This window comes from Burkholderia sp. HI2761 (assembly GCF_002223355.1).
Lineage (GTDB): Bacteria > Pseudomonadota > Gammaproteobacteria > Burkholderiales > Burkholderiaceae > Burkholderia.
The window spans coordinates 1947430-1964874 of the sequence record NZ_NKFN01000007.1; the positions used below are offsets into that span (position 1 = coordinate 1947430).

Annotated in this window: 16 protein-coding genes; 10 read left to right on the top strand and 6 right to left on the bottom strand. The window is 66.3% G+C overall.

Annotation, left to right across the window (positions count from 1 at the left end; all coding sequences use genetic code 11):
* The first annotated feature begins 132 nt into the window (after positions 1-132).
* Entirely contained in the window at positions 133-1683 is a 1551-nt protein-coding gene (locus tag CFB46_RS26400) for a sensor domain-containing diguanylate cyclase (protein ID WP_089501788.1), read from the top strand.
* 270 nt (positions 1684-1953) lie between these two features.
* Positions 1954-2229, top strand: a complete 276-nt coding sequence (locus CFB46_RS26405; protein ID WP_027780711.1) for a hypothetical protein — start codon at positions 1954-1956, stop codon at positions 2227-2229.
* 275 nt (positions 2230-2504) lie between these two features.
* Here CFB46_RS26405 and CFB46_RS26410 read toward each other — a convergent pair whose 3' ends face one another.
* Entirely contained in the window at positions 2505-2636 is a 132-nt protein-coding gene (locus tag CFB46_RS26410; protein WP_027780712.1) for an MFS transporter small subunit, read from the bottom strand.
* Positions 2637-2654: 18 nt separating this feature from the next.
* On the bottom strand, positions 2655-4058 hold the full coding sequence (locus CFB46_RS26415) for an L-lactate MFS transporter (RefSeq protein ID WP_027780713.1): 1404 nt from the start codon (positions 4056-4058) through the stop codon (positions 2655-2657).
* Between the two features lie 601 nt (positions 4059-4659).
* Here CFB46_RS26415 and CFB46_RS26425 point away from each other — a divergent pair.
* Complete coding sequence (locus CFB46_RS26425) at positions 4660-5691, top strand: succinylglutamate desuccinylase/aspartoacylase family protein (protein WP_027780714.1); 1032 nt, start codon at positions 4660-4662, stop codon at positions 5689-5691.
* A gap of 61 nt (positions 5692-5752) precedes the next feature.
* Here the strand turns inward: CFB46_RS26425 and CFB46_RS26430 are convergent, their stop codons facing one another.
* Positions 5753-6820 carry a hypothetical protein gene (locus CFB46_RS26430; RefSeq protein WP_373558212.1) on the bottom strand — a complete coding sequence of 356 codons (1068 nt, stop codon included), beginning with the start codon at positions 6818-6820 and terminating at the stop codon, positions 5753-5755.
* Positions 6821-7700: 880 nt separating this feature from the next.
* Here CFB46_RS26430 and CFB46_RS26435 point away from each other — a divergent pair.
* From CFB46_RS26435 to CFB46_RS26465, 7 genes are all read left to right on the top strand, one after another.
* Entirely contained in the window at positions 7701-8624 is a 924-nt protein-coding gene (locus tag CFB46_RS26435; protein ID WP_089501789.1) for a recombination-associated protein RdgC, read from the top strand.
* Between the two features lie 427 nt (positions 8625-9051).
* The gene (locus CFB46_RS26440; RefSeq protein ID WP_089501790.1) at positions 9052-9612 is read left to right on the top strand and encodes a GNAT family N-acetyltransferase; all 561 of its coding nucleotides are present in this window, start codon (positions 9052-9054) and stop codon (positions 9610-9612) included.
* 75 nt (positions 9613-9687) lie between these two features.
* Positions 9688-10641 carry an ABC transporter substrate-binding protein gene (locus CFB46_RS26445; RefSeq protein ID WP_089501791.1) on the top strand — a complete coding sequence of 318 codons (954 nt, stop codon included), beginning with the start codon at positions 9688-9690 and terminating at the stop codon, positions 10639-10641.
* Positions 10642-10694: 53 nt separating this feature from the next.
* A complete protein-coding gene (locus CFB46_RS26450) occupies positions 10695-11744 on the top strand; it encodes an LLM class flavin-dependent oxidoreductase (protein ID WP_089501792.1) in 1050 nt (349 codons plus the stop codon).
* 10 nt (positions 11745-11754) lie between these two features.
* Complete coding sequence (locus CFB46_RS26455) at positions 11755-13107, top strand: LLM class flavin-dependent oxidoreductase (RefSeq protein ID WP_089501793.1); 1353 nt, start codon at positions 11755-11757, stop codon at positions 13105-13107.
* A 60-nt stretch (positions 13108-13167) separates the two neighbouring features.
* Entirely contained in the window at positions 13168-14961 is a 1794-nt protein-coding gene (locus CFB46_RS36785; RefSeq protein WP_089501794.1) for an amino acid ABC transporter permease/ATP-binding protein, read from the top strand.
* A gap of 34 nt (positions 14962-14995) precedes the next feature.
* Positions 14996-15928, top strand: a complete 933-nt coding sequence (locus CFB46_RS26465; RefSeq protein WP_089501795.1) for an ABC transporter substrate-binding protein — start codon at positions 14996-14998, stop codon at positions 15926-15928.
* A gap of 216 nt (positions 15929-16144) precedes the next feature.
* Here CFB46_RS26465 and CFB46_RS35565 read toward each other — a convergent pair whose 3' ends face one another.
* The 3 genes from CFB46_RS35565 to CFB46_RS26480 all read right to left on the bottom strand — a co-directional run bounded on the left by CFB46_RS35565 (position 16145) and on the right by CFB46_RS26480 (position 17167).
* Positions 16145-16357, bottom strand: coding sequence for a hypothetical protein (locus tag CFB46_RS35565; protein WP_143751668.1), 213 nt, complete (start codon positions 16355-16357; stop codon positions 16145-16147).
* Between the two features lie 214 nt (positions 16358-16571).
* Positions 16572-16922, bottom strand: a complete 351-nt coding sequence (locus tag CFB46_RS26475) for a type II toxin-antitoxin system ChpB family toxin (RefSeq protein WP_089501796.1) — start codon at positions 16920-16922, stop codon at positions 16572-16574.
* The gene (locus tag CFB46_RS26480; protein ID WP_027780723.1) at positions 16916-17167 is read right to left on the bottom strand and encodes an AbrB/MazE/SpoVT family DNA-binding domain-containing protein; all 252 of its coding nucleotides are present in this window, start codon (positions 17165-17167) and stop codon (positions 16916-16918) included. The genes CFB46_RS26475 and CFB46_RS26480 overlap by 7 nt, the downstream gene beginning before the upstream one ends.
* Positions 17168-17445: the final 278 nt, after the last annotated feature.

Below are 17445 nucleotides of genomic sequence, written 5' to 3' on the forward strand. Positions count from 1 at the left end.
CGCGGTGCTGCCGGGCGGCCCGCGACGCCGGTTTTTCATGGTAATGTCGTGCGCATCCGGCTCGGCCGGGCGCCCGCCACGTGCCGTGCGGATGCCGCCAGCCATCGCGACATCGTGTCGAGGTCAACGACCATGGCAGTCAGGACATCTCTCCTGAACTCCGTTCTCGCCACTCCCCCCTCCGGCAATCACCGCGTGACGGCCGCGCTGCGTCCGTCGATGCTCGTGACGCTGTTCGAGGACGTGCGCCCGATGGCGATGTCCGGGCTCGCGAGCGGCTTCGTCGCGGCCGTCGCGCTGATGCGGCTGCAGCAGCTCTGGTGCCTCGTATGGCTGATCGTCGACATCGCCCTGCTCGCCACGCGGCTCTCGATCGCGCGGGCCTACGCGGTTCGACGCGACGCCGGCGACGACCGTACCGAATATTGGGCGAGGCGCTATGCGCCCGTGTCGCTCGTCGCGTGCTTCGTGCTCGGCCTCGGCGTGATGGGCTGCGTGCAAGCCGCCGACGTCGAGCTCGGCACGCTGTCGGTAATGGTCGCGGGCGGCGTGTTCGGCGGGATCGCGTCGCGCAATTCGGCGCTGCCGCGGCTCGCGATGACGCAGGTCGCGCTCGGCGTGCTGCCGATCGGCGTCGGCGCGCTGCTGGCCCATCGGCCGGGCGCGTGGCTGCTGTTGCCGCCGCTGGCGATCTATCTCGCGGCGATGCGCACGGTCGTGCAGCGCCACTACCGCGTGCTCGTCGCGCTGATCGCCACGCGCCAGCGCAACGCCGAACTCGTCGCCCGCTTCGACGCCGCCCTCACCTACATGCCGCACGGCCTGTGCATGATCGACGACGAGAGCCGCGTGATCGTCGCGAACCGGCGCACCGCGCAACTGTTCGGCTCGCCGCGCGAGATCATGCTCGACACGCCGCTGCCGGCCGTCGTCGCCGCGCTCGGCGCCAATGCCGTGATCGATCCCGGCGGCGCCGGCCTCGCCGTGCAGTGCGACAACTGGCTGAACCGAGACGAACCCGGGTCGCTCGACATCACGCTCGCCGACGGCCGCCAGCTCGAACTGACGCGTCACCGCGTACCGGACGGCAACGCGGTGATCATCGTCGAGGATGTCACCGCGCGCCGCCAGACCGAACAACACATCCGGCACCTCGCGCGGCACGACGCGCTGACGGACTTGCCGAATCGCCACGAACTGCATGCGCAGCTCAAGCGGATGCTCGCGCGCCGGCCGCGGCTGCCGAGCCCCGCGTTCGCGGTCATGTATCTCGACCTCGACGGCTTCAAGTCGATCAACGACCGCTTCGGCCACCAGGCCGGCGACGAAGTGCTCACGCAGGTCGCCAGGCGGCTCGGCAAGACGCTGCCGCCGGGCGAACTCGCCGCACGCATCGGTGGCGACGAATTCATCGTCGCGATCGACGACACGACGATGCATGCGTGCTCGATTCTCGCCGCGCGCATCATCCGGCAGATTTCGGCGCCGTACACGCTGTCGATCGGCCAGACCGTCTGCATCGGCATCAGCATCGGCATCGCACTCGACGACGGGCACGGCTCGCCCGACGAGTTGATCCGGCAGGCAGACAGCGCGCTGTACGACGCGAAGTCGGCCGGCAAGGGCATCTACTGTTTCTATTCGAGCGGCAGCCGCCGCGTGGCGCCGGTTACCGCAAACTGAGGCGGCGACGCGCGCACCGCAGCGCGTATCCCGTTACCGGCCCGTCACCGCGTCCGCCGCATCCTCCCGACGATTCAATTCCGAAACGTTTTGCCGGTTCGCACGTGGCGCCGCGCGTTCGCGTGTCACGTGACGTGTTCCGTAACATCGCCGTCCGGCACGCCCAAAGATGGCTGCAGAAGCCCGCACGATCGCGGCAGAGGGCGGTATTTCGCGGCTGGCACTCTTATTGCTCCTTGATGGGGAAAGAACGTTTCAGGGAGCCCCAACATGAATACCGTCGACGTCATCGCACGAACCGAAATCATCGACGAACAGGCTGTGATCGACGGCGCGTCGCTGATTCGCCGGCTCGTGTCCGACCGTCGGATGCCGGCCGCGTACGAAGCCGCATGCGTCGACAATCCGCCGCTCACGCTGTACGGCGCGTATCGCCAGGGCGTCGCCGATCACGCCGCGCGGCGAGCAAATCCCTATCGCGCCGGCAGCCGTTTCTGGGCCCTGTGGGAAGAAGGACGTCTCGAAGCTGAAACATCCGGCCGGTAAGCCGGTTGTACGCGTCGCCCCTGTCGCGACAAGGGATCGACGCGATATTCCACGCGTGGATGCTGCCGGCCGATGCGCCGGCATGCGTTCATCGCTGCAACATCCGCCTCGGTCTGGCGAGGCATCCTCGTCGATCAACAAGAACGCGGGCAGTAGCGATCGGGGTTGGCGACACTACACCGATCGCCAGCGAATCACGATGCGATCGCCAAAGCGCGCACGGCATGTCGATGCCCGACGCCGCCCCCACATCAAGCAGCCACGCGCGCGCCCCTTCAGCCGAACAACTTCATCGCCGTCGTCAACGTATTCACGACGCCCCAAGCCAGCGGCACCAGCACATACAGCCAGAACACGGCCAGCACCGCCTTGTTGGTCGGACGAACGGCAGTCACGGTTTGATTCATTTCCAGCGTCTCCTGAATTTATTTGCCGGCTTCGAGTTGCGCATCGGTCATGTGATGGCGCTCGTTCACGTGCTTGACGAACAGGTTGCAGACGAAACCGATCACGAGCAGCGCCGCCATGATGTGAACCGTCATCGTGTACGCGTCGGCCTTCACGACGCCGTGCGCGACTTCATACGCACGGATGTAGTTCACGAGAACCGGCCCCGCGATACCCGCCGCGGCCCACGCCGTCAGCAGCCGCCCATGAATTCCGCCGACATACGCGGTGCCGAACATGTCCGCGAGATACGCCGGCACTGTCGAGAACCCGCCGCCGTACATCGACAGAATCAGGCAGAACGTCAGCACGAACAACGCGATCTGCCCCGACGCCGCAAACAGCGGCACGCAGAAATACAGCACCGCACCGAACGCGAAGAAAATGAAATACGTGTTCTTGCGTCCCACCCAGTCCGACGCCGATGCCCACACGAAGCGCCCGCCCATGTTGAACAACGACAGCAGCCCGACGAAGCCGGCCGCGGCCGCCGCGCTCACCGCCCCCTTGAAACTTTCCTGAATCATCACCGATGCCTGCCCGATGATGCCGATCCCGGCGGTCACGTTGAGGAACAGCACGAGCCAGATCAGATAGAACTGCGGCGTCTTCAGCGCTTCGTCGATGTGCACGTGATTCGACGTGATCATCTTGTTCTTCGTCACCGCGGGCGGCGTCCAGCCGGCCGGCTTCCACCCGGCAGGCGGCACCCGGATCGCGAGCGAGCCGATCGACATCGAGATGAAGTATGCGATGCCGAGCACGATGAACGTCTCGGCGACGCCGACACTCGTCGCGCTCTTGAAGTGATTCATCAGCGCGACGGACAGCGGCGCGGCGATCATCGCGCCGCCGCCGAAGCCCATGATCGCCATCCCGGTCGCCATCCCGCGGCGATCGGGGAACCAGCGGATCAGCGTCGACACCGGCGACACGTAGCCGAGCCCCAATCCGATGCCGCCGACCACGCCGTAACCGATGTACAGCAGCACGATCTGGTGCGTCTTCACGCCGAGTGCGGAAATCAGGAAGCCGCCGCCGAAGCAGCATGCCGCCGTGAACATGGTGCGACGCGGGCCGACCCGTTCGAGCCACTTGCCGGCAAAGGCCGCCGACAAGCCGAGGAAGAAGATCGCGAGCGAGAAGATCCAGCCAAGCGTCGTCAGCGACCAGTCACCGGGCGCGGATTCGGTGACGCCGATCACTTTCGTGAGCGGGCCGTTGAATACCGAGAACGCGTAGGCCTGGCCGATACACAAATGTACGGCCAGTGCCGCGGGCGGCACCATCCAGCGCGAAAACCCCGGTTGCGCGATGGTGGCTTCCTTGGAAAAGAAAGGCGCGGCGCCCGCGGGGGCGCCTGGCTCGATAACGCTGCTCATCAGTGGTGTCTCCGTTGGGGGATCGTGTGCGATCCGTTTTGTATGTCGGCGTTTCGACCGGGCGCTGTCGTCGCTCGTCTGGCGGGAGCGCCGCCTTATATGCAACGCGCGATCATATTGAAAGGCGCGTCGGGTCGATCCGCTGGCCGTTTTTGGCATCGGCCTTGGAGAACTTAGTTGATCAAAACTGCATGTTCAATATGCAATTTTTTATCCTATTCGGGATGACCCGGGCGGCGAAGCGAGTCGGGACCGGCTTGAATGCCCTGCCCGGTCGGCTCCCGACGGGCCCTGGCCGCGGCGCCGGGCGAGCGGCTCGCGGAATGTCGCTTGTCGCGTGATCGCGACCGATGCGCGCCTCCAAATCATGCGACGGGTCGGCGCCACGAACCATCGAATGCGGCGCCCCGCATCGCTCGTCGTGGCCCATCCGCGCAATCGCTCGCCGCGCGTCCGTGCATGCGTGAATGGGATCGAACGGGGATGGGAACCGTATTTCGATCGACGCGTGCAAGCGTTCGGCACGGAACGCGCCCGGCGCGGCGCGCAGCGCTCGTTTCCTCTATAAGATGGCAGATTCCGTTCATCGAACGATGCTGCCATGACTTCCTCCTCACCCCGAAATCCCATTCACTGCGAAATCGATCTCGACGCGCAAGGCAAGCACGCGGGTTACCTGCGGCTGCCGCACTCCGTGCACCGCTCCGCATACGGCTGGCTGCCGATCCCGATCGCGTCGATCCGCAACGGCGACGGCCCGGTCGCGCTCGTCATGGCCGGCAACCACGGCGACGAGTACGAAGGCCAGATCATCGTGTCGCAACTGATGCGCGAGATCGAGCCCGACATGATCAGCGGGCAGTTGATCCTGCTGCCGATGGCGAATTTCCCGGCGGCGGACGCGGGCCAGCGCGTGTCGCCGCTCGACGAAGGCAACCTGAACCGCAGCTTTCCCGGCGACCCGACCGGCACGCCGACGCAGATGATCGCCCACTACATCGAGCACGCGCTGCTGTCGCGCGCACAGTACCTGGTCGACCTGCATTCGGGCGGCAGTTCGCTGCTGTACCAGGGCGGCAACATGCTCGCGATCGATCCGCTCGACGCCGACGAAGCCGCGAAGCTCAACGGGCTGCTGGTCGCGTTCGGGTTGCAGAATGCGCTGCTGCACGCGCCGAATCCCGTGCATTCGGCGTCGGCCGCGCGCCGGCAAGGCGCGATCTCGATCGTCACCGAACTCGGCGGCGCCGGCATGGCCGACCCGTCGCTGATCCGGCTCGGCCGGCACGGGCTGCTGCATTACCTCGGCTACATCGGGCTGCTGCATGGCGCGCTCGTGCCCGACGCGCCGCCGACCGTCACGCGCTTCATGCGCGTCGACGGCGATCGCCATTTCGTCTATGCGTACGAGCGGGGGCTGTATGAACCGCTCGTCGAACTCGGCGACCAGGTGAAGGCCGGGCAGCCGGCCGCGTGGGTGCATTTTCCCGATACGCCATTGCGCGAACCGGTGCTGCACCGGTTCAACGGCGATGGCGAGGTGGTGTGCAAGCGTGTGCCCGCGCAGGTGCGGCGGGGAGATTGCCTGTTTCAGTTGGCGGAATTGTCGACCCCGCCGCGTGTCATCGAGTGACGAATCCGACTGGCGCGTTCGCGACCGTCGTACGCCGACGCCGGTGCGTACGCGCTGACCGTCAGTCGGACGACACCGGCGACTCGTTTCCCTGCGCGACGCCGCATTGATGGCAATGCGGGAAGAAGAAGAAATTCCGGCCGCCGCATTCGCATACGTTGAAAAGCTTCAATCCACAATGCACGCAGAAAGTGGAATCGTCGCCGCCGAGATTCCATTGTTTGTCGCATGACGGGCAGCGCTTTTTCTCGAGTGACCGGACGGCTTTTTCGTATCCGATCGTGCGCGCGCGTTCGCCCTGATCCTGCTGCAATTCGAGCCGTTTGCGTTCGGCATAGCGCTGAAACGCCTTCATCATGTAAAGACCGGCGAACACCGTGAGCACGATGCCGACCAGGACCCGGACATAGCCGCCGAAATTCGGCAAGTACGGGACCAGTTCAATGAAAAACGCACTCAGCGCAAACAGGCCGAAACCGTACACGAAAGGCCAGTAGCGCGCCTTGCGGTAGCGGATGAACAGCCAGATCGCAACCAGCAGGATCGGTAGCGTCAGTGCCAGCCGCAGCCCGAACACCTGCATCTCGTAGTGCCGTGTGGCTTCGTCGAAGCGCCGTTCGGCTGCTGCGTTCGCTTCGGCGATTTGCGTGTCGACTTGGGTTTGCTGCGATGCCAATGCCCGTTGCTGGTCGCCGATCGCATCGATCTGATGCTGCCAGTTGACCACCACGGCCTGGAGCGTATCGAGCTTGCGCGTTCTCGCCAGAATGTCCGGGTCCCTCGCACCGCCTCCCGTCACCGCGCGGGTGGCCAGCCAGTTGCGGAAACTTTCCTTCTCGGCCGCGTATTCCTTCGCGGCGCGGCCGCGCGCCACTTCCATCGTGTCGACTTTCTCGGCAAGCGCGTCGCGCTGCGCCAGCAACTGGCGCCGCGCCGCATCCAGCCGCGCTTTTGTCGGCGCATCGGCGAATTGCTCGACGACCGGCGGACCGCCGCTCGGAGCGAACGCCATGTCGCGAATCACGAGACTGCCGAGCATGTTCAGAAAGACGGCGAAGATGATCGCGATCACCCATGAAGCGAGTCGCAGGAGCCGCGCAGGGCTGGTCAGGCCATCGCCGGAAGTCATCATTGTTTTTTTCCCTCTTGTTGGAATGGTTTCCATTGTCGTCAATCTTGAAGCAACCGTCGATTGTCTTTCTCGCCGGTGACAGCCCGGAACCGCTCTGATGCCGAATGCCGATCGGTTAGGGGCCTTCGGCGCCGTCAAGCTTTTGGTATCCTTGATCCGCAAAGCGAACGGTCGCGTGGGGGCCGGGAATTCCCGGTCAGAAAGATGCCCCCTCGCCCGAGCGAGTCTTTGGCCTGATGCAGCGATTCATAGAGCGTGCACCCTAACTCCACGGAATATGCTCGATATCGTCCGATTCATCATCGTCGCGATCGTTTTCTATGGTTCCGGGATCGAGGCTATGCGCTGGCTGTCCGGCTGGAAGGAGCTTGAGCCGTACGTGGCAAGCCGGAATGCCCCGGACGGAAGGCAAGTCTCCAACGGCTCCTATCGTTGGGTTTCGTGCCGATCAAAATGGACAAGATTTGCCGTGGCCGTTGAACTCTATCCTCAACACTTATGGCTACGACCCGGCTTTCCCCTGAACTTGCGACTTCCCGCGATCTGCATACCTTGGGACGCCATAAACGCGTCACAAAAAGAAGTATTCCTTTCACGCACGGTCACGTTACGTATTCAAGGTTGCTCGACCTCTCTGCGCTTTTGCGGCGCGGTAGGCCAGCGAATTCTGGCGGAGGTTGAAACGCAAAGAGCGAGACGCGTAGCCCCTGACTCTGTTGATCACGCCGACGGGCGCACCGGCCTTTGAGCTTGCTGGTATCCCGTCCAATGACCGCGTCCGAGTACGAGCCGGGCGCTGTCATCGGCTAACCCGGTGGCCGCTTCCGGCCACCGACCCTCCCCGTCATATAGAATGACGCGCTTTGCCCGTACGCCTATGTGGTTCAAGAACCTTCAGCTTCATCGTCTTCCGGCACCCTGGGCCGTTACCCCCGACCAGATGGAAAAATGGCTGGCGCCTCACGCGTTCCAGCCGGGCAGCAGCGTCGAAATGCAGCGCGTCGGATGGGCGTCGCCGCGTGACGACGGCGCGCTCGTGTATTCGATCAACCGGCAGATGCTGCTGGTGTTTCGCTCCGAAAAGAAGCTGCTCCCGGCATCGGTCGTCAATCAGGTGACCAAGGCGCGCGCGCTCGAAGTCGAAGAGCAGCAGGGCTTCAAGGTGGGCCGGAAACAACTGCGCGAACTCAAGGAACAGGTGACCGACGAACTGCTGCCGCGCGCGTTCAGCATTCGCCGCGATACCCGCGTGTGGATCGACACGGCGAACGGCTGGCTCGTCATCGATGCCGCAGCACAGGCGCTCGCCGACGACGTTCGCAGCCTGCTCGTCAAATCGATCGACGGGTTGCCGCTCGCGGGCGTTCAGGTGGCGCGTTCGCCGGTCGCCGCGATGACGGACTGGCTGTTGTCCGGCGAGGCGCCGGGCGGATTCACCGTGGACCAGGACGCAGAGTTGCGCTCGAGCGGCGAAGGCGGCGCCACGGTGCGGTACGTCGGCCACGCGCTGGAAGCGAACGACATGCGCCGGCACATCGAAGCCGGCAAGCAATGCATGCGTCTCGCGATGACCTGGGATGACCGGATCTCGTTCGTGCTGACACCGTCGCTGACGATCAAGCGTGTCACGCCGCTCGACGTGATCAAGGAGGCGGCGGATCCAACCGCGCAGAACGACGATGAGCGCTTCGACTCGGATGTCACGCTGATGACGGGTGAACTGGCGCGGATGCTGACGAGCCTCGTCGATATCCTGGGTGGCGATCAGCAGGACTCGATTCCTCAGCCGGCTGCAGCCTGAACGCCGTCGTCGTCGAGTATCGTCGCCCCGCGACGGCGGGGCTTCGCGCCGACGCGACGAATGAGAGGCGGACCGTCGCCACCGTGGCGGCGGGTCGCGCCGGGCGCTCGCCCCTCTACCGATCCGCGGCGGTCATCTACGTCGCCCGCTCCGCAGACGGACGTGGCTCCCCACCACGCCCGTTCGCCCCCACCCCACTCCCGCTGCAAGCCTTCTTCCACCTCCCGCGAAATCCTTATCGAAATTGCTTCGTTCGCCTTTGCCGGCCGCGCCGCTAACGTGTTCAAAACGGCGGCGGCGCGCCGGATGCCTCGCACGACAGCCGCCGCCATCACGACAACTGCGTCGCGATAACGGAACGAACCGGACGGGCCGCGTGCCCGCCCCCTGCCAGGAACGTCCGCATCGCACGCCATTCGCGATGCCCATGGCCACGAACGACCGCATCATCGACACGACGCCGCTCGACGTCCGCGCGCAGCCGCTGATCGACGCGCTGATCGACGAGTATTCGACCCGTTACGACGCGTACCGCCCCGACAGCCGCGCGTCGGCCCGCGACGAGCTCGCGCGCTACCCGGCCGAACTGTTCGCGCCGCCCGACGGCGCATTCGTGCTGTTGCTGCGCGACGGCGAAACGATCGGCGGCGGCGCATTCAAGCGCTACGACGCGCAGACCGCCGAACTGAAACGCATCTGGACACGCACCGACCTGCGCCGCCAGGGTCTCGCGCGGCGCATCGTCGAAGCGCTCGAACTGCGCGCCGTGCAGCAGGGCTATCGCCGCCTCTACCTGACGACCGGCTTTCGCCAGCCCGAAGCATGGGCGCTGTACGACCGCACCGGCTATACGCGGCTATTCGATTCGTCGATCGATCCCGAAGCGTATTTCCACCTGCGCTTCGGCAAGGACCTTCTCGATCCGTCGCGCACGTCGACGCTGGCCGACCTGTGGGCGCCCGTGCCCGAACCGGTGCTGCCGCGCTGAGTGCACGGCGTCCCGCGTTTCACGTCGCCCATTCTGATTTCCACGCTCTCCACGCTTCCACGACAGGACGTTTTCATGCATCGAGCCGTACCGCTTTCATCCCGTGCCGTGCGCACGCTGGCCACCGCGCTGATCGGCCTGAGCGCCTTCGCCGCCGTAACGGCCGCGTCCGCCGCGACGTTCGACCTGAGCCCCGAGCAGCGCGGCCGCCCGCGTGGCGCCGCCGATGCGGCAGTCGAGCGCGCGGTGCCTGCGTCGTTCAAGTTCGCCGACCCCGGCACGCTGACGATCGGCATCGCGCCGAGCCTGCCGCCGATCAGCTCGTATGCGACCGACGCTCGCACGGTGATCGGCTTCGACGCCGACGTCGGCCAGCTCGTGGCCGACAGCCTCGGCCGCAAGCTGAAGATCGTCGCGCTCGCGTGGGCCGACTGGCCGCTGGCGCTCGAATCGGGGAAAGTCGACGCGGTGATCTCGAACGTGACCGTCACCGAGGAGCGCAAGCAGAAGTTCGATTTCTCGACCTATCGCAAGGATCAGGTCGGCTTCTACGTGCGCAACGACAGCAAGATCCAGGCGATTCGCGAGCCGAAAGACGTCGCCGGGCTGCGCATCGTGACCGATGCCGGCACCAACCAGGAAAAGATCCTGCTCGCCTGGGACCGCGAGAACGTCGCGCACGGGCTGAAACCCGTGCAGATCCAGTACTACGACGACCAGGCGATGCGCATCGTCGCCGTGCAGTCGGGCCGGGCGGACGCGGTGTTCAGCGTGAACTCGGTGCTCGCGTATCAAAGCGCGCAGCAAGGCAAGACGCGGCTCGTCGGCGCGATCAGCGGCGGGTGGCCGCGCACGGCCGACATCGCGATCGCCACGCGCCGCGGCAGCGGGCTCGCCGAGCCGCTGACCGTCGTGCTGAACGGGCTGATCAAGAACGGCCGCTACCGGCAGGTGCTCGACCGCTGGAACCTCGCGTCCGAAGCGATCGACCAGTCGCGCACGAATCCACCGGGGCTGCCGAAGAGCTGAGCGCCGCGCGCCCGCAACCGTCCATCCACGCTCACGCAGGAACGCCGCTCACCATGTCTTATTCGCTTTCGTTGCTGGACAAGAGTCCGATCGCCGACGGCGCGAGCGCCGCCGATGCGCTGCGCTTCACCACGACGCTCGCGCAACGCGCCGAACAGCTCGGCTACAAACGCTTCTGGGTCGCCGAACATCACGGCACGCCGGGCTTCGCGAGCTCGGCGCCGGAGATCGTCGTCGCGCACCTGCTCGCGCACACGTCGCGCATCCGCATCGGCTCGGGCGGCGTCATGCTGCAACACTACAGCCCGTTCAAGGTCGCCGAGTCGTTCAAGCTGCTGGCCGCGCTCGCGCCGGGCCGCGTCGATCTCGGCATCGGCAAGGCGCCCGGCGGGCTGCCGCTGACCACGCGCGCGCTGCAGTGGTTCCACGACAAGGCGCGCAAGCCCGATTTCGCGGGCCAGCTCGCGGAACTCGATGCGTTTCTCGGCTGGGGCGTGGCCGAAGATCATCCGCTCGCCGGCGCGGTCGCGATGCCGGTGCCGCCGCAACCACCCGAACGCATCCTGCTCGGCGGCTCGCCGGGCAGCGGCGCGCTCGCTGCGCGCAACGGCTGGCGCTTCTGCTACGCGGGCCATTTCAACGGCGACGACGCGAATCTCGAACGCTCGCTCGACGCATACCGCAGCGCGGGCGGCAAGAAGCCGCTCGTCGCGCTGTACGCGGTCGCCGCCCCCACGCGCGACGAAGCCGAGCAACTGATCGGGCCGCTGAAGATCTTCAAGCTGCAGTTCGCGGGCGGCCAGAGCTTCAACCTGGCCAGCGCGCAGGCGGCTGCGGAATTCGCGCGGCAAAGCGGCGCGTCCGACTACCGGATCGACGAGCTGCGCCCCACGGTGCTGGCCGATACGCCCGAACGCGTGCACCGCGCGCTCGATGCTCTGAGCCGGCGGCTCGACGTCGACGCGTTCGTGATCGATTCGCCGGTGACCGATTACGCAGCGCGGCTCGCGTCGGCCGAATGGCTCGGCGGCGCGCTGTCCGTCACACCGCTGCAGGCGGCCCTCGTGGCCGACCGCTCCCTTTCCCCCGACCAGAACGCGTGACGCTTCCATCATGACGACCCGACGATCGATACCCTTCGGCCTGATGCTGCAAGGCGCAGGCAGCCACATGAACGCGTGGCGGCATCCGAGCAACCCGCCCGACGCGAGCATCAACCTCGACTTCGCGATCGGCGTCGCGCGCAAGGCGGAAGCCGCCGGCATCGCGTTCGCGTTCGTCGCGGACGGCCTCTACATCAACGAGAAGTCGATCCCGCACTTCCTGAATCGCTTCGAGCCGCTGACCGTGCTGTCGGCGCTTGCGGTCGCGACGAAGAAGATCGGGCTCGCGGGCACGATCTCGACGTCGTACAGCGAGCCGTTCACGGTCGCGCGCCAACTCGCGTCGCTCGACGCGATCAGCGGCGGGCGCGCAGGCTGGAACGTCGTGACGACGCCGCTCGAAGGCACCGCGAAGAATTTCGGCAAGGCGCACCCGGATCACGAACTGCGCTACGAGATCGCCGACGAATACCTCGAGGTCGTGCAGGGCCTGTGGGACAGCTGGGACGACGATGCATTCGTGCGCGACCGCGCGACCGGCCGCTTCTTCGATCGCGACAAGCTGCATACGCTCGATCACCACGGCCGCTTCTTCCAGGTCGCCGGCCCGCTGAACATCCAGCGCTCGCCGCAGGGGCAACCCGTGATCTTCCAGGCCGGCTCGTCCGACACCGGGATCGGCCTCGCGGGCAAATACGCGGATGCCGTGTTCACGCATTCGCCGTCGATCGAGGAAACGGCCGCGTTCACGCGGCGGGTGAAACAGAGCGCGATCGAGCACGGGCGGCAGGCCGGCGACGTGAAGATCTTCCCCGGCGTGGGGCCGATCGTCGGCCGCACGACCGCCGAAGCGGAGGACAAATACCAGGCGATCCGCGACCTGCTGACGATCGACGAGGCGCTCGCGTACCTCGGCCGCTATTTCGATCACCACGATTTCACGCAGTACGCGCTCGACGCGCCGTTCCCGGAACTCGGCGAGCTCGGCCGCAACAGCTTCCGCTCGACCACCGACCGGATCAAGGCCGATGCGAAACAAAAAGGCCTGTCGCTGCGCGAGACCGCGCTCGCGGTCGCGACGCCGCGCCCGAACTTCATCGGCACGGCCGAGCACGTCGCCGACGAGTTGATCCGCTGGCACGACGCCGGCGCCGGCGACGGCTTCATCCTCGGTTTTCCGGTACAGGCGCAGGGTATCGACGATTTCATCGAACTCGTGATTCCGGTGCTCGAGGCGCGCGGCCGCTACAGCCGCGACCTGCCCGGCGCCACGCTGCGCGACCACCTCGGTCTGCCGCGCAAGGCGAGCCGCTACGCGACGCCCGGCGCCGCACAGGAAACGGCCGCCGAAGCGCACGCCTGACGCCGGGCGCCGCCCATGCGCGGCGCGCCCGCCGATCGATCCATTCGAGGATTCCACGACATGAGCGACACGACCCACCTCGGCGGCGCGCTGCCGCCGCTCTCTTCCTCCGGCGCACGCGAGCCCGGCACGCGTTTGCGGATCGTGCCCGCGCGCCACCGGTCGCGCACGGCCGGCACCGTGCTCGCGCTCGTGCTGATCGCGATCACGCTGCATTCGGTCCTCGGCAACCCGCAATGGGGCTGGCCGGTGTTCGCCGAATGGTTCCTGTCGCCGCCGGTGCTGTCGGGGCTCGCGCGCACGCTGGTGCTGACGCTGCTCGGCGCGGTGTTCGGCTTCGTGCTCGGCGCGTTCGTCGCGCTGGCCCGGCTGTCGCGCTCGCGCCTGCTGTCCGCCAGCGCGTGGACCTTCGTGTGGCTGTTCCGCTCGATTCCGCTGATCGTGCTGCTGCTGATCCTGAACAATCTCGGCTACCTGTACGAGCATGTGCGGCTCGGCGTGCCGTTCACCGACATCGTGTGGTTCGACACGCCGACGACCGACCTCATCAGCCCGTTCCTCGCGGCCGTGCTCGGCCTCACGCTGAACCATGCGGCGTTTTCCGCGGAAGTGATCCGCGGCGGCATTCTCGCGGTCGACCAGGGGCAGCTCGAGGCCGCCGCCGCGCTCGGGCTGCCGCGCGGCCGGCAGACGTCGCGGATCGTGCTGCCGCAGGCGATGCGCGCGATCCTGCCGACCGCGTTCAACGACCTGATCTCGCTCGCGAAAGGCACGTCGATGGTGTACGTGCTCGCGATGCCGGAGTTGTTCTATACGGTGCAGGTGATCTATCGCCGCAACCTCGAAGTGATTCCGCTGCTGATGGTCGCGACCGTCTGGTACCTGATCATCCTGACCGTGCTGTCCGCGATTCAGGTGCAGGTCGAGCGGCACTATGCGCGCGGTGCGCTGCGCAATCCGCCGCCGTCCGTGCTCACGTTCGCGCTTGCGCGCATCGGCGGGCTATCGCGGCGTGTCGCGTCGCGCCGCGCGGCATCGGGCACGCAGGCCGCGGGCGACACCCGCACCGATACCGCGGCCGCCGTGTCGCGCACCGGCGGCGAAGTGGCCGTGCATGGCGTGTCGAAGCAGTTCGGCATGCAGCGCGTGCTCGACAACGTGTCGCTCGTCGCACCGCGCGGCAGCGTGACCGTGATCGTCGGTCCGTCGGGCTCCGGCAAGTCGACGCTGCTGCGTACGATCAACCATCTCGAACGCGTCGACGACGGCTTCATCGACATCGACGGCGAACTGGTCGGGTATCGCCGCGACGGCGACGTGCTGCACGAATTGAGCGAACGCGACGTGTTGAAGCGGCGCACGGCCGTCGGCATGGTGTTCCAGAACTTCAACCTGTTCCCGCACCTGACGGTGCTCGAGAACCTGGTCGAAGCGCCGGTCGCCGCCGCCGGCCTGACGCGCGACGCGGCCGAGCACGCCGCGCGCACGCTGCTCGCGCGGGTCGGCCTCGCGGACAAAGCCGATGCGTATCCGCGCCAGTTGTCCGGCGGCCAGCAGCAACGCGTCGCGATCGCGCGGGCGCTCGCACTGCGGCCGAAGGTGCTGCTGTTCGACGAGCCGACGTCGGCGCTCGACCCGGAACTCGTCAACGAAGTGCTCGACGTGATCAAGGAACTCGCGCGCTCGGGCACGACGCTCGTGATCGTCACGCACGAGATCGGCTTCGCACGCGAAGTGGCGGACAACGTGCTCTTCATGGAACGCGGGCGCATCGTCGAGGCCGGGCCGCCGGCCGTCGTGCTCGACGCACCGTCGCATCCGCGCACCCGCGCGTTCCTGTCGCGGGTGCTGTGATGCGCGCCGCTTCCGACTCGCGAGGTGCCGCGCGATGACCGATCGGCGCCAGTTCATCACGGCCGCGCTGGTCGCGGCAACGGGCCTGCCGTGGCATGCGGCGCGCGCGGCTGCGGCCACCGCCGACCTCGATCCGCGCCAGGCCGGGCGCGTGCGCGCCGGCCCCGACGACGCGGCCATCCGCGCGGCAAGCGGCTACCGCTGGGTGCACGACGGCGCGTTCACGGTCGCGATTTCGCCGCACGCGCCGCCCGTATCGACCTATGCGACCGACGCGCGCACCGTGGTCGGCGCCGATCCCGACTATGCGCAGCTCGTTGCCGACGCGCTCGGCCGTACGCTCGTGCTGGTGCCGATCGCATGGGCCGACTGGCCGCTCGGGCTGACGTCCGGCAAGTACGACGCGGTGATCTCGAACGTCGGCGTGACCGAGAAGCGCAAGGAGAAATACGATTTCACGACCTACCGGCTCGGGCTGCACGGCTTCTACGTGCGCACCGGCAGCGCGATCCAGAAAATCGCCGAGCCGAAGGACATCGCGGGTTTGCGGATCATCACCGGCGCCGGCACGAGCCAGGAGCGCATTCTGCTCGAATGGAGCAAGCGCAACGTCGCGCAGGGGCTCAAGCCGGCCGAGCTGCTCTATTTCGACGACGATGCAACGGCGCGCGTCGCGCTGCTGTCGGGCCGCGCGGACGCGGAGCTGAACCCGAACGCGTCGCTCGCGTACGAGGCCGCGCGCAGCGGCAAGATCCGCCGTGTCGGTGTCGTCAATGCCGGCTGGCCGGCGAATGCGGATGTCGCGATCGCGACACGTCGCGGCAGCGGGCTCGCGCCCGCGCTGACGCTTGCGACCAATGCATTGATCGGCAACGGCCGCTATGGCCAGGCGCTGGCGCGTTGGGGATTGCAGAGTGAAGCGGTCGCGCGGGCGGAGACCAATCCGCCGGGGTTGCCGTCGTTCTGACGAGCGGCGACGTGGGTCGCCGTTCAGGTCGCGCTGCGCGCGAGGGCCGTCATGGGCAGTGCAGCGCTGTCCCGGACGTGCCCGGCCGGCCCGCCGGCCGACAGCCGGCCTCTTGCCCAAGCCGGTACCGCCGAGCCCTGCCGGTCAAGCTCTGCAACCCGCGCACGGATCGCCGGAATCAGTGCGCGCCCGTAGTCGAGCATGAGTTTTCCGTCCTCAATCTCGCATCACGCGTCGGGCTGCGTCCTGCCAGGCCATCTCGTCAGCCCAATCGCCCTCATTCGCCGTGCCGAGCAGGTCGCCAGTAGCTTCGTCGTAGACGATTGCGTCATGCTCATCGTAAGTAGAAGTCGCCATTGGAGAGGTATCGCGCACGACTCGACGCACATTCGCTTCCGCATCGTGGCCTGGTCGATAACGTTCACTCATGACGTTTTCCGCTACAGGTCGTATTTGGCGCGCAAGTCTACATCCGCGCCAGGCGCGCGTGATGCGCCAAGCGAGCGTCAGCCGGAACGTCCACGAGATTCGCTTTTCCACAGTCGACCGACGTCTCCCATTCGGTCGTCCGGCGAACAAGGTCGACCAGCTCGCTCAATTCGCGCTTCATCGTGTCGAACACCATCTTGCACCGCTGTTTTTCTTACTCGATGATCGTCTGAAGCCTAGCGAGTGCATCTTCTACAACCTCAACAGGTGCGCGTTCGACCTTGCGAGCGCCCCGCGCTTCCAGATCAAGCATGCGAACCATGTTCACGAGCGCTACGCCTTGCGTCTCGGTCCCCGCACCGGACAGCGGTACCGCGAACCCTGCGAAGCGGGCAAATTCGCCACCCTGGGTGATCGGTGCGACCTGTGCAACGCCCAAAGCGTTGAACGCTGCGGGCGAGAGCACAAGCGCCGGACGAAAGTCGCCTTGCTGCTCACGGCCAACAGTCGGATTCAGGTTCACGCGCACGATATCGCCTCGCTCGAACTTGACTCGCCTCACCATGCCTCACGCCCCACCGGCTTGACTTCGCCCCACGCAGCCATGTCGGCCGGGAAAGGGGCTTTCGCGTCGCATTGGGCGACAAGATCATTCAGCGAATACTTACGGCGGGCCGGGGTCAGCAACACGCCATCCGGACGCACGTCCGCGCTCAGCGAACTGCCGACCGTTGCGTGGATCTGTTCGAGCAAAACGCTCGGCAGACGAACTGCCGCACTATTGCCCCATTTTTGAATCTTGAGTTCCATGACACACCTCCATGTGTCGATCCATTGTAGATACATGCAGGACGAATTGCAAGCGTCGAGTATCTACAATGAAGATACGGAGATCGGCATGTCCAAAGGGGAGCCACCCGCTCGTTATCGGCAGGGATCCCCCCCACCCCTTTATGCATATATGTCCTTCACTCTCAAAGCTCGATCCCGGCGGTCGCTTCGCGAAGTTCACGTGGTGACGTGTCGAGATAGGGCGAAACGTGGTCGAGATGAGAATGCCTCCCGCGCGTAGCCTTCGAACGATTCCT